The following is a 12138-nucleotide window of genomic DNA, read 5'->3' as shown; positions in this document are numbered from 1 at the left end:
GCTGAACGATGACGGCTGGGGCGAACCGATCCCAGCCGGCCTGGTAAGGACCCGGCCGGGGGCCGGCGACGGCGCCACCGCAGCGCTCACAGCGAAACGCGCTTGCGGTTGTCGCTGGAAACGCGGTCGATCAGCTTGTTGTAGGGATCGAAACCAACCTCGTACGGCAGTCGATCGACCACCACAGTGATGCTGGGCGCGCCGTCGGTGATGTGGCGCCGCTGGAGCAGCAACACTTTCTCGTCGGCTTCCTTGCCCGACGGGCCGCGCGCGAACACGCCGATCTCGATCCAGTCGTCGAGCTTTCCGGCGGTCTCGCGGCCCTGACCGTCGGCGTAGCGCTTGGCCGCGTGCAATCGCATGGTCACCTCGTACTTGCCGTCGGGCCGCTTCTTCACGCTCGCCTCCTCCACGCGGTTGTCGTAGAAGCTGATCTTCTCGAACAAGTCGGTGATCAGCCCCTGCTGCTCCGGAGTCGCCTGCGCGCGCAGATAGGTCAACAGCTCGGCCGAGGTGGTGTACGGCGGCATCTGGTAGCCCTTGTCCTGCAAAAAGCGCTTGAGCGCGCGATTGAGCTTGTCCTCGCCCAGTTCCTCGCGCAGCCGATAGAACACCAGCGAACCCTTCTGGTAGTGGATGTACTGCTGATTCTCGACCCGATACAGCGGCAACTCGTCGATGGTCTCGCCGCCGCGGCCGGCCAGGTAGCGGTCCAGCTCGGTCTTGAGGAAGCGGCGCATCTTGGCCCGGCCGTACTCGCGTTCCATCACCATCAGCGCCGAGTACTGCGACAGCGATTCCGACAGTATGGTCGCGCCCTGCACGTTCGCGCCGATCACCTGATGCGCCCACCACTGGTGCGCGACTTCGTGCGCGGTCACGTAGAACACGTAGTCGACCGAGTCCCGGTCGCGCAGGTCGGCGATGAAGCCGATCGACTCGGAGTACGGAATGGTGTTGGCGAAACTCTGGGCGAATTGCTCGTAGCCGGGAAACTCGATGATCCGCACCTGCCGGTGCTGATACGGGGTGAAGTTGGCCTCGAAGTAGCTCAGCGACTTGCGCACCGCCTCGATCATGCGATCGACGTTGTAGGGATGCTTGGGGTCGTAGTAGATCTCGATCGGAATGTCCTTGTAACTGCCCTTCTTCACCGCCCAACGCGCCGACAGGAAGGCGTAGAAGTCCAGCATCGGCCGGTCCATGGCGTAGCTGAAGCAGCGCCGGCCATCGCGGACGAACTCTTTTTGCAGATAGCCCGGCGCCAGCGCGATCTGGTCCGGCGCGGTGCAGACGGTGGTCGAGAAATCCAGCCAGTCGGCGTCGTCGCTGATGTAGTTGTTGGCGCGCGCGGCCTGGTCTTCGAGCTTGTGCATGCGCGTGGGCTCGCCCAGGCCGCGCTTGCGGCGGTCGTTGCGGTCGGTGATCTGGCCCCGCTCGTCGTAGCCGAACTGCGGCAGCAAGCGGCTGTTGAAGAAGCTTCCGTTCTCGACGATCCTCGTTTCCTGCGCGCCGTTGGCGATGCCGCGGGGGTGGTAATCCAGGTCGAAGCCGATCTCGCGCTGCTCGCCGGGCCGCATCGGCCGGTCGAGCCGGTAGATGCGATAGCCCAGCGCCACGTCGTTGCGCACCAGCTTGGCGCCGCCCAGGTCGAGCGACGTCAACGCGCGATCGTCGTCCAGACGGATGTGCAACTCGGGAATCGGTTGCGCGTGCGGATTGCTCACCCGATAGCGCCCCTTGATGCGCACGCTCTGGGTTTCCGGGCGCAAGTCGATTTCGCTGCTGGAGGCCAGGATGCGCGGCTGCGGAAGATCGCGGTACTTGCCGTAGTCGCGCTCGTACCGCGCCCGCAGATCGAGGCGCTGCTCGGGCGACAGGTAGTCGTTGCGGATGTTGGTGTTCCAGAACAGGAAACCGCCGACCGCGACGAACCCCAGCAGGCTCAGCGCCAACGCCACGCCCAGACCGCCGCGCAAGCGTTGTCCGGCCAGCTTGAGACGCTGCTTGCCGCCCTGCGCGACGCCGCGCACCCACATCGCCGAGGACAACAGCAGCAAGGCGAGCAGCAACAATCCCCAATAGGCCTGGAACCACAGTTGCGCCGGCAGGAAATGGCCATAGCCGTTCATGTCCGAATACGGCGCGATCGGCCAGTTGCCGAAGTTGTAGAGATAGTGGCTGTAGTCCAACAGGCCCAGCACGCTCTGGCCGATCATCACCAGCACCAGCAGCGCGTAGCCGACGAACTTGTTGTTGCACAGCACCTGCAGGGCCAGCGCCAGGCCGCCCATCAGGATGTAGATCACCGAGTCGACGGCCAGGATCTTGAGATAGGTCAGCGGTTCGATCTGGGTGAAACCCTTGCTCAACTGGATCAGCACCGAGACGACCGCGCCGATCGCCTGGAAGGTCGCGATCACCGCCACCAGGGTCAGGAACTTGGCCAGCAGCGGCACCCAGTTCGGCACCGGCATCGCATCGGTGACCTCGCCGATGCGGGCGCCGCGCTCCTTCCAGACCAACTCGCCTGAGTAAAACAGCACGATGATGACCAGCAAGCCGCTATAGCTTCCTTGCAAGGCGCTCAGCATCTGAGACGTCACCGGGTAGATTCCGGTCTCGTAGAGCGTTTCCTGGAATAACGCGGAAAAAATGAAGTTGACGATGCCGAACGCGAGCATGACCAGAAACGGCACGCTCTTGAACACCCCGGTCAAATCGAGGCGCAGTTGCGCGCTCAGCTGCGCCCGTGTCGTGGCGGCGCCGAAACTCGGTGCGTACTTCGGCCCAGCTTTGGCCCGCAGCGTAGCCATCGGCACGAGGGCGGTCGCGGCGGCCCGCTTACGCCGCCAACGGCGGCCGCCGCTGTTGACACGTTCAGTCTTGAACAAGACGAAGGTCGCAACGAACAAAGCCAGCGCCACCGCCGTCCACAATGCGCGGTTGGCGAGGATGTAGCCGGCCACCGCGGGCAGATCGGTATTGCGCTGCTCGGCGGCCCAATAGCGGATGGAGCGCGCCAATGCGCGCACGCCCAGCGGTTCGGCCAGAACGGCCAACCAGACATTGTCCAGATCCTTCATCAACAATGCGCTGGTGAAGTACAGCACGAAGAAGGCGATTACGCCGATGTACACCCACAGGATGTCGCGGGTGACTACCGCCAGCAGCGCCAGCAGCGCGCCGGTGAACAGCAGGTTCGGCACGACGAAGACCGCGAACGTCCATAAGTAGGGCGTCAACGACACCGCCCCCAGCCGCTGCGGATCGATCCACGGCATGAACTGGGCGACGAACATGCCCACGCCGATCATCAGATACACCAGCACGCAGGCCGCCAGCGCCGCGCCGAGGCGGCCGAGCAGGTAGTCGCGTTTGCGGATCGGACTGGCGAAGAACAGCTCCGCGGTGCCCTGATCGAAGTCGCGCAACAGCGCGCCGGAAATGAAGATCGTGATGATCAGCATGCCCAGCAGCGTGAACACAGCCAGCCAACTGGCGATGACGGTCGGCGCGTTGCGGTGCACGTTGCCGATGGCGCCGCCGATCTGGACCGCATCGGTGGACCCCGCGCCGAAAGCCATCAGAGCAAACAGCGCGGTCAGCAGCCACAGCAGCGGCGAGCGCAACTGCTCGCGCAATTCGAAACGGAAGAATTCGAAGATCATGCCGGCGCTCCGCTCAAGCCACTCTCGCGTGCATTCGCAAGCGCTGGAAATAAACGTCTTCCAGATCGGGCTCGACCGGTTCGAAGCCTTCTTCCGGCAAGTTTTCGCTGAACACGTGGATCACCGGCTGGCCGCCGACTAGGCGCGTGGACAGCACGGTGAAGCGGGTCTCGTAGATGTCCAGCGCATCCTTGCTCACCTGCTTGCGCCAGACCTGCTGGCTCAAAGCGTCGATCGCCTGGTTCGGCCGGCCGGTCAGCAGCACCTTGCCCTTGCTGACGATGGCCATGGTCGGACACAGATCGGTGACGTCCTCGACGATGTGGGTGGACAGGATCACCGCCACGTTCTCGCCGATCTCTGCAAGCAGATTGAGGAAGCGGTTGCGCTCCTCCGGATCCAGTCCGGCGGTGGGCTCATCGACGATCACCAGGCGCGGATCGCCGAGCAGTGCCTGGGCGATGCCGAAGCGCTGGCGCATGCCGCCGGAGTAAGTGCCCAGCTTCTGCTTGCGCGCGTTCCACAGATTGACCTGGTGAAGCAGCCCGTCGACCACCTCGCGCCGCCGCTTGCGGTCGGACAATCCCTTGAGCACGGCGAAGTGTTCGAGCAGGTCCTCGGCGCTGACCTTGGGATACACGCCGAAGTCCTGCGGCAGATAGCCCAGTTGCCGGCGCACCGCATCCTTCTCGCGCAGCACGTCGATCGCGCGCCCATCGGCGCCTTCCAGGCTGACGCTGCCGGCATCGGCTTCCTGCAAGGTCGCCAGCGTGCGCATCAACGAGGATTTGCCCGCGCCGTTGGGGCCGAGCAGGCCGAACATTCCGCGCGGAATGTCCAGGTTGATGCCGTCGAGTGCTCGCACGCCGTTGGCGTAGGTCTTGGTCAGGTCGCGGATGGTCAGCATGCAGGGCTCCATGAAGGCGGTGCGGCGATTGGCGACCGATACGCTCGACAGCGATGCTAACCAGCAAACGCGCCCCACCCATGGGCAGTTGGTGGGCATGACCGATGGCAGGGGGAGCGCCGCGCGCGCGTCGCGGTCGGCGCGAGCAAGCCCGCGACGCGGCCTCAGCCGCGCTGGCGATATTGCTTGGGAGTGATGCCGTAGCGTTTCTTGAACACCGCCGACAGATGGCTGTGACTGGAAAACCCGCATTCCACCGCGATGGTGGCGATGTCGTCGTCGCCGGCGCGCAAACGCAGACAGGCCCGGCGCAGGCGTTCGCCGAGCACGTACTGGATCGGGGTGACGCCGAAGGCATCGCGGAACGCGATCAGCAATCGGTGCGTGCTCAACGCGGTCAACCGCGTCAGCGCGTCCAGGGTGATGCGTTCGTCCAGGTGGGCCTGGATGTAGTCCTCGATCCGCCGCCGCTGCGCCAGGCTCAGGCTCGGCACCGGCGGCTGCGACGCGGCGGCGTCCGCGCCGACACCGTGTTCGCGCAGCAGGTGCAGACACAGCGACTGGCCCAGCGATTCGCGCAGCATCGCGGCCAGATCGTCGGTGGCCTGGCTCAAATGTGCCAGACGCGCGGCGATGCCGTGCACGAACGGGTCGCGATGCTTCATCCGCGCGGCCAGGTTCGCGCCTTCGCCCAGGTGCGGCGCGCACGCAACGAAATGCGCCGGATCGATGGTGAGTTCGGCATACGCGATCTCGCCGCCGAGTGCGCGACCCAGGTAATGGCGCCCGGCCGGAATCAACCACAGATCGCCGACCGCGGGCGTCGCGCGCAAGCGACCCACGCCGTCGATACGTGTTTCCAGACGGCGCATGGGGCCATCGAGATGGACGATCAGCGTGTGGCGCGCGTGCTGCAGGGTCCACTGCGTCGGCACGGCGATGTTCTCTGTGGCGAACGCGAACTCCACGCCGGGGCCGAGCGCGATCTGCTGACGCCGTTCGATCCGCCGCGCGCCCGACCATCCCTTCGCCGCCGCCTGCGCCAACGCCGCGGCGCCGTCGAGCGCGGCCTGTTCGGCATCGGCGGCGGGCGGAGAAATTGACAGGGCGTCGGACATCGTGAAAGCGGATGGGGCGTGCGCCGATGTAAACATGACCGGGTTCACAGAAGTGTCAACGCGGTGTGTTTTCGGTGCCTATATCTGTCCGTTCAGGAGGCTGTATGACCTCGCAGCACCGCCTGAGCGTCATTCTGCTTCCACGGCGGCCGACCGCCGTGCCCGCGCTGTCGAACCTCGCCGGTCTCGCGCCGGCCACGTCCCCCGCTCCGCCCGTCCCTCCTCCCATCCCGGTGTCGGTCGCTGAGTCCGACCCGCCCCACCCTCAATCCGGAGTCCTCCATGCCCGACCGTTCCCTCAAAGGCAAAGCCGTCGTCATCGGCGGCGGCGCCAAGAATCTTGGCGGCCTGATCTCGCGCGAACTCGCCGCCGGCGGCGCCGCCGGCATCGCCGTGCACTACAACAGCGACGCCACCCGAGCCGCCGCGGAAGAAACCGTAGCCGCGGTCAAGGCCGCCGGCGCCGACGCTTTCGCCCATCAAGGCGATCTGACCCGACCGGCGGAAGTGGCCAAGCTGTTCGACGCGGCCAAGGCGAAGTTCGGCAAGATCGACATCGCCATCAACACCACCGGCATGGTCATCAAAAAGCCGCTGGTGGAAGTCACCGAAGCCGAGTACGACACGATGTTCGCGGTGAACTCCAAGGCCGCGTTCTTCTTCATCCAGCAGGCCGGCAAACAGCTCGCCGACGACGGCAACATCTGCACCATCGTCAGCTCGCTGCTGGCCGCCTACACGCCGTTCTACGCGGTGTACCCGGGCAGCAAGGCGCCGATCGAACACTTCACCCGCGCCGCGTCGAAAGAGTTCGGCGAACGCGGCATCTCCGTCAACGCAGTGGGTCCCGGGCCGATGGACACGCCGTTCTTCTATCCGGCCGAGTCCGCCGAATCGGCGGCCTACCACGCCACCGCCGCGGCACTGAGCAACCGCACCAAGAGCGGCCTGACCGAAATCGGCGACATCGCCCCGCTGGTGAAATTCCTGGTCACCGACGGCTGGTGGATCACCGGCCAGACCATCTTCGCCAACGGCGGCTACACCACCCGCTGAGTTCCGCGTGCATCGCGACGCCCGCCGAGCGCGGGCGTCGCATCGAAGCGGTTCGCCGCGGTCGCGCGCGATCGAGGCGATCCCTGATTCCCGTCCGCGCCGAAGCGGCCATGCCGCATCGCCAATTGCAGGCTGCGGATCGCCAACGACACCGAGTACGGCCTGGCCAGCGCGGTGTTCAGCGGCGATCCGGAGCGCGCGCCGCTTCGCCACCGGCATCCGCGCCGGCATGACCTGCATCAACGATCAGACGGTGCAGACCGACATCTACGGGCCGTTCGGCGCGAGAAGAACTCCGGGCTGGGCCGTTTCAACGGCGAATGGATCGCCGAGGAATTCACCCGCCCGCACTGGATCAGCGCGCGGGACCAGCGCCGCCGCTATCCGTTCTGAGCGCCGGGCGCGTTCTGCACACGGCCTGCACGCCACGGCGCCAACCATGAAGGCCGTGCGGGGCGGCCGGTCGCCGAGGGGAGCGCCGCCGTCGACCGCATCTTTGACCGAAGGGGAACCATCGTAATGCACACGATCATGGTCATGCTCGGCGGCTTCGCCCTGCTGGCGCTGTGTCTGCTGGGCGGGCGCCTGTTCGGCGGGCCCGGCGCGGCCTCGCTGATCCGCGGCGCGAAAGCGTTCTTGCCGCTGTGGCTGATCGGCGCGGGGATCAACATGTACATCGGCGTGGTCCAGGCCGGTTATTCGGTGGCAGAGGAATTGCCGATCTTCGTGTTGATCTATGCCGTCCCCGCCGCGGTCGCCGGATTGCTTTGGTGGCGGCTGGCGCGCGCTTGAATCTGTCGCGGGTCCGTCTCGTCCGCCTGTTTCCTCTCGATCCCCTGCGACCATGACCCAGCCACGCACCACCCTGCTGCGCATCCGCGAAGGCCACGCCAAGGTCGGCTACGCCGAACTGTTCTTCGACCTGGTGTTCGTGTTCGCGATCACCCAGCTCTCGCACACCCTGCTCGAACATCTCAGTCTGGCCGGCGCGCTGCGCACCGGGCTGCTGTTCCTGGGCGTGTGGTGGCTGTGGATCTACACCTCGTGGGTCACCAACTGGCTCGATCCGGAAAAAATCCCGGTGCGGCTGATGATCTTCGGCCTGATGCTCGGCGGCCTGCTGCTGTCGTCTTCGCTGCCGGAAGCCTTCGCCGAACGCGGACTGGCGTTCGCCGCGGTGTTCGCCGCCATGCAGGTCGGGCGCAGCGCGTTCATGCTGTGGGCGCTGCGCGGCGGACGCAGCCCTAGTAATTTCCGCAATTTCATCCGCATCACGCTATGGTTCTCGGTGTCGGGCCTGTTGTGGATCGGCGGCGGGCTCGCCGAACCCGACGCGCGGGCGTGGTGGTGGCTGGGAGCGGTGGCGGTCGAGTACCTCGGACCGGTGGCGTACTTCCGCGTGCCCGGCCTGGGCCGGTCGTCGCTGTCGGACTGGGACATCGAAGGCGGCCATCTGTCCGAGCGCTGCGGCTTGTTCATCATCATCGCGTTGGGCGAATCGATCCTGATCACTGGCGCCACTTTCGCCAAGCTGGAATGGAACCCGGCCACCATCGCCGCGTTCTGCATCGCCTTCCTCGGCAGCGTGGCGATGTGGTGGATCTATTTCGACAGCGGCGCCTCGCGCGGCGAACATCGGCTCACCCACGGCGGCGACACCGCGCGTCAGGCGCGCCTGGCCTATACCTATCTGCACCTGCTGATCGTCGGCGGCATCATCGTCTGCGCAGTCGCCGACGAGTTGGTGCTGGTGCATCCCGATCACGCCGAACCGGCCGGCGTCGCCGCGATCGTCGGCGGGCCGGCCTTGTACCTGTCGGGTTGCGCGCTGTTCAAATGGGTCACCAACACGCGCCGGTTTCCGCCGGCCTCGCATTGCGGCGGCTTACTGTTGCTGGCGGCGTTGTGGTTCGCCAGCGCGCCGCTGCATCTGTCCGCGCTGATGCTGGGCGCGGCGACCACGCTGGTGTTCGTGATCGTCGCCGGTTGGGAAACCGTCGCAGTGCGTCGCGCCAACGCCAACGCACCGGCGCATTGAATCCTCACCCCTGCATTGAGCCATGACCCAGAACATCTACGACGACGATGCCTTCTTCGAAGGCTATAGCCAGCTGCCGCGCTCGCGGCGCGGCCTGGACGGCGCGCCGGAATGGCCGACGCTGCAGGCGCTGCTGCCATCGATGACCGGCTTGCGCGTGGCCGATCTTGGCTGCGGCTACGGCTGGTTCTGCCGCTTGGCCAGCGAACAAGGCGCCGCGCGCGTGCTGGGCCTGGACGTGTCGGCGAAGATGCTCGAACGCGCGCAGTCGCAACCGCGCTCCGGCGTCAGCTACGCGCGCGCCGATCTGGAAGCGGTGAGTCTGCCGAGCGTGTCGTTCGAACTGATCTACAGCTCGCTGACCCTGCATTACATCGAGAACCTCGCCGGCCTGCTGCGCAATGCACGCGGCGCGCTGGTCCCGGGCGGCCGCCTGGTGTTCTCGATCGAGCATCCCATCTACATGGCGCCTTCGCGTCCGGCATGGATCGACGGCGCCGACGGCCGTCGTTGCTGGCCGCTCAACGACTACCAGCGCGAAGGCGAACGAATCACCGACTGGCTGGCGCCGGGCGTGCGAAAACAACACCGCACACTCGGAACTTTGTTGAATCTGCTGATCGACACCGGCCTGATGCTCGATCGGGTAATCGAATGGGGGCCGAGCCCGCAGCAATTGCAGGATCAGCCCGCGCTGGCGGAAGAAACCGATCGGCCCATGCTGTTGCTGGTGGCCGCGCATCGCTGAAGCGCGAGCGCACGCGACGGCATTCGTCTTGACCTGATCATCGTCGCCGCGTTGCCGTTCGCGCTGTCGCGGGTGTCGATCGCGGGGTCGCCGTATCGCGCACCGGATCGGGAGTACCTGGACAAGCGAGTTCAGGCGGCGCGGTTCCACCATGCGGTGCAACACTGGTTGCCGCGCGAAGGCCAATCCCCGGAATCGTCGTGAGCACGGATCGGCCGCGTCCCAATCGGCGCAACGCAATGCCCAGCGCGATGCGGTAACTGGCTGCCAGATCGCCGTTGATCACGATGGTCGCCATCGGCAAGGCGTGCGCGCGCAGGCGTTCGTCCAAGGTGGTGGCACTGCGATCGTGAACCTCGATGTAGGCACTGGGCAAATCGTCCAGCGCCTGGCGCACCGCATCGGGCTCGGCCAAGGTCTGCGGCGCGAGCTCGCCTGGATCGATCAGCACGAACTCGGCCCGACGCGTCCGCGCTGCGCGCAGTTGCGCGACGAACTCGCGCAGGCTCGCGCACGGCCGCACTTCCAGGCGCCGCCCCATCTGCGCGGCGAGCCGGCGCAAGCCGGCGTAGAACTCAGCGCCCAACGGCGCCGAGTCGGGGTGTGCGCCTTGGACGATGACGATGCTCAAAACGATAGCCTTGGGATGGATTGGCCGGCAGCTTGCGATCGCCGGGCGTAAACGCGCTATCGGCGCCGCAAGCCGTGGCGTAAATTCTTCGAATAGCTTCGCGCCACGCGCACTTCGCGTTCATCTCGATCGCCGGATCGCCGAAGCGCGCCGATTCCTTGCGCGGGCTTGACTCGAACCGGGCGCGGCCGTCATGGCCGAGTCACGCTGCGATATGCCGCGTCGACAGCATGACCGCGACGCACCGATTTCGGCCGTCGCTTTCGTCGCCCACTGGAGCCCCCGGATGAAAAACGAACTACTCCCGCAGCCCCAGTGTAGGAGCTGCGCAAGCTGCGACCGCGCCCCCTCAATCACCGCGCAAGCACCGGCATAACGCCATTCCCACAACTGTCACCCGCACCTTCCCAGCCACCCCCCACGTCAATTTTCTTCAATACACCGCCCGCATACCCGGCGAGCATCGCCGCAGTCCCTGCGAGCGCCCGCGATGCCCCTCAGTCTTATCCTGTCGATGGCGGCCTTCGCCCTGGCCGCCTCGATCACCCCCGGCCCGGTCAACGTGGTCGCCTTGAGCGCCGGCGCGCGCCATGGCCTGCGCGCGAGCGCGGCCCACGTCACCGGCGCCACCGCCGGTTTCTGCCTGTTGCTGCTGTTGGTCGGGCTGGGTCTGCACGAATTGCTGCATCGGGCGCCGTGGATCGCGCGCGCGATCCAGTGGAGCGGCGTGGCGTTCTTGTTGTTCATGGCCTGGAAACTGGCCCGCGACGACGGCCGCATCGACACCGAAGGCGCATCGCGCGCGCCGACCCTGCTGAGCGGCGCGATCATGCAATGGCTCAACCCGAAAGCGTGGATGGCCGCCGTCGCCGGCACCGGCGTCTACGCCGCCGACGGCGACGTCGCCCGGGTTTGGTGGTTCGCCGCGATCTATTTCGCGATCTGCTATCTCTCGGTGGGGGCCTGGGCCTATGCCGGCGCCGCCCTGCGCGGGCATCTGCGCGATGCGCGGCGGATGCGCTGGTTCAATCGTTCGATGGCGGCGCTGCTGGCGGCGAGCGCGGCGTGGTTGCTGATCGCCTGATCGCTCAGATCCGATACTGCCCCGGCGTCGCCGCGACCCGACGCTTGAACTCGCGCTGGAAATGCGCCTGATCGGCGAAACCGGTGGCGACCGCGACCGCGGCGATGCTTTCCCTGTGACGCAGCAACTCGCGACCCGCGCGCACGCGCCGGTCGACCAGATAGCGATGCGGCGTCATGCCGTAGCGCGAACGGAACGCGCGGATCAGATACGACGGCGACAAGCCCGAGGCGGCGCACAGTTCCTCGATGCGCACCGCTTGGCGATAGTGCGCGTCGATGTACTCGACTACGCGCTGCAGGCGCGGGTCTTCGTCGTCGCTCGTGTCGCGCGCGGCCGGCATGCGCCGCAGCAGATCGGCGAAGAACTCGATGGCGCCGATCTGTTTGGCCAACAGATCGGCCCGCGGATCGACTAGGCCGTCGTAGAGCCGGTTCAAGCCGGCGTACAAGGCCGGATCGTCGCTGATCGCCATCGGCAGCGGTTGCAGACCGCGATCGCGGCCGTGCGGGCGCTGCAGATCGGCCAACCACGCCGCATCGACGTAGAGCATGCGGTACGACCACGGCTCATCGGCCAGCGGATTGCAGGCATGCACCTCGCCAGGATTCATCGCCACCACCGTGCCGCGCTGCACCGTCCAGCGCCGCGCGCCGTTGAGATACTGACTGCGGCCGCCGGTGATCGCACCGATCGAATAGGTTTCGTGGGTGTGCTTGTCGTAGCAAACCCGGCGGCCGTCGCGGACCTCGCGGGCCTCCACGAACGGCAGGCGGGCATCGCGCCAGAAGGTGGAGACGGGTGCGGTGATTCGGCTCGGCATGACGGCCTCGTGCGGGCGGGCGTACCGGTACGATCTGTGGTGTACCGACAGGCGAATCAAGT

The 12138-nt window shown here is 66.4% G+C and carries 11 protein-coding genes; 6 read left to right on the top strand and 5 right to left on the bottom strand.

Annotated elements, in window-relative coordinates:
* Positions 1–86 precede the first annotated feature (86 nt).
* From ACTOWJ_RS06560 to ACTOWJ_RS06550, 3 genes are all read right to left on the bottom strand, one after another.
* On the bottom strand, positions 87–3671 hold the full coding sequence (locus tag ACTOWJ_RS06560; RefSeq protein ID WP_441333795.1) for an ABC transporter permease/M1 family aminopeptidase: 3585 nt from the start codon (positions 3669–3671) through the stop codon (positions 87–89).
* A gap of 13 nt (positions 3672–3684) precedes the next feature.
* Positions 3685–4578, bottom strand: coding sequence for an ABC transporter ATP-binding protein (locus tag ACTOWJ_RS06555; RefSeq protein WP_441333794.1), 894 nt, complete (start codon positions 4576–4578; stop codon positions 3685–3687).
* Positions 4579–4742: 164 nt separating this feature from the next.
* Positions 4743–5696, bottom strand: a complete 954-nt coding sequence (locus ACTOWJ_RS06550) for a helix-turn-helix domain-containing protein (protein ID WP_441333793.1) — start codon at positions 5694–5696, stop codon at positions 4743–4745.
* A 282-nt stretch (positions 5697–5978) separates the two neighbouring features.
* On the opposite strand from ACTOWJ_RS06550, the gene ACTOWJ_RS06545 reads away from it, so the two are divergent.
* From ACTOWJ_RS06545 to ACTOWJ_RS06525, 5 genes are all read left to right on the top strand, one after another.
* Positions 5979–6752 carry an SDR family oxidoreductase gene (locus ACTOWJ_RS06545; RefSeq protein ID WP_441333792.1) on the top strand — a complete coding sequence of 258 codons (774 nt, stop codon included), beginning with the start codon at positions 5979–5981 and terminating at the stop codon, positions 6750–6752.
* Between the two features lie 117 nt (positions 6753–6869).
* Entirely contained in the window at positions 6870–7145 is a 276-nt protein-coding gene (locus tag ACTOWJ_RS06540) for an aldehyde dehydrogenase family protein (RefSeq protein WP_441333887.1), read from the top strand.
* 126 nt (positions 7146–7271) lie between these two features.
* Complete coding sequence (locus tag ACTOWJ_RS06535) at positions 7272–7544, top strand: hypothetical protein (protein ID WP_441333791.1); 273 nt, start codon at positions 7272–7274, stop codon at positions 7542–7544.
* Positions 7545–7596: 52 nt separating this feature from the next.
* On the top strand, positions 7597–8790 hold the full coding sequence (locus ACTOWJ_RS06530) for a low temperature requirement protein A (protein WP_441333790.1): 1194 nt from the start codon (positions 7597–7599) through the stop codon (positions 8788–8790).
* A 22-nt stretch (positions 8791–8812) separates the two neighbouring features.
* Positions 8813–9538: a class I SAM-dependent methyltransferase gene (locus ACTOWJ_RS06525; RefSeq protein WP_441333789.1), complete on the top strand. Its 726-nt coding sequence runs from the start codon at positions 8813–8815 to the stop codon at positions 9536–9538.
* A 37-nt stretch (positions 9539–9575) separates the two neighbouring features.
* On the opposite strand, the gene ACTOWJ_RS06520 is transcribed toward ACTOWJ_RS06525, so the two are convergent.
* A complete protein-coding gene (locus tag ACTOWJ_RS06520; RefSeq protein WP_441333788.1) occupies positions 9576–10169 on the bottom strand; it encodes a hypothetical protein in 594 nt (197 codons plus the stop codon).
* 490 nt (positions 10170–10659) lie between these two features.
* On the opposite strand from ACTOWJ_RS06520, the gene ACTOWJ_RS06515 reads away from it, so the two are divergent.
* Positions 10660–11253: a LysE family translocator gene (locus ACTOWJ_RS06515; protein ID WP_441333787.1), complete on the top strand. Its 594-nt coding sequence runs from the start codon at positions 10660–10662 to the stop codon at positions 11251–11253.
* 4 nt (positions 11254–11257) lie between these two features.
* Here the strand turns inward: ACTOWJ_RS06515 and ACTOWJ_RS06510 are convergent, their stop codons facing one another.
* Positions 11258–12076 (bottom strand): helix-turn-helix domain-containing protein, encoded by an 819-nt coding sequence (locus ACTOWJ_RS06510; RefSeq protein ID WP_441333786.1) that lies wholly within the window; start codon positions 12074–12076, stop codon positions 11258–11260.
* Positions 12077–12138: the final 62 nt, after the last annotated feature.

Origin of the sequence: Lysobacter sp. CA199 (assembly GCF_052078715.1) — a bacterium.
Taxonomy (GTDB): domain Bacteria; phylum Pseudomonadota; class Gammaproteobacteria; order Xanthomonadales; family Xanthomonadaceae; genus Lysobacter.
This window is presented reverse-complemented; position numbering and strand designations above follow the sequence as displayed.

Bases quoted from the DNA above. Each gene is read 5' to 3' on its own strand.
- ACTOWJ_RS06560 (WP_441333795.1), bottom strand. From the start codon at position 3,671: ATGATCTTCGAATTCTTCCGTTTCGAATTGCGCGAGCAGTTGCGCTCG.
- ACTOWJ_RS06555 (WP_441333794.1), bottom strand. From the start codon at position 4,578: ATGCTGACCATCCGCGACCTGACCAAGACCTACGCCAACGGCGTGCGA.
- ACTOWJ_RS06550 (WP_441333793.1), bottom strand. From the start codon at position 5,696: ATGTCCGACGCCCTGTCAATTTCTCCGCCCGCCGCCGATGCCGAACAG.
- ACTOWJ_RS06545 (WP_441333792.1), top strand. From the start codon at position 5,979: ATGCCCGACCGTTCCCTCAAAGGCAAAGCCGTCGTCATCGGCGGCGGC.
- ACTOWJ_RS06535 (WP_441333791.1), top strand. From the start codon at position 7,272: ATGCACACGATCATGGTCATGCTCGGCGGCTTCGCCCTGCTGGCGCTG.
- ACTOWJ_RS06530 (WP_441333790.1), top strand. From the start codon at position 7,597: ATGACCCAGCCACGCACCACCCTGCTGCGCATCCGCGAAGGCCACGCC.
- ACTOWJ_RS06525 (WP_441333789.1), top strand. From the start codon at position 8,813: ATGACCCAGAACATCTACGACGACGATGCCTTCTTCGAAGGCTATAGC.
- ACTOWJ_RS06515 (WP_441333787.1), top strand. From the start codon at position 10,660: ATGCCCCTCAGTCTTATCCTGTCGATGGCGGCCTTCGCCCTGGCCGCC.
- ACTOWJ_RS06510 (WP_441333786.1), bottom strand. From the start codon at position 12,076: ATGCCGAGCCGAATCACCGCACCCGTCTCCACCTTCTGGCGCGATGCC.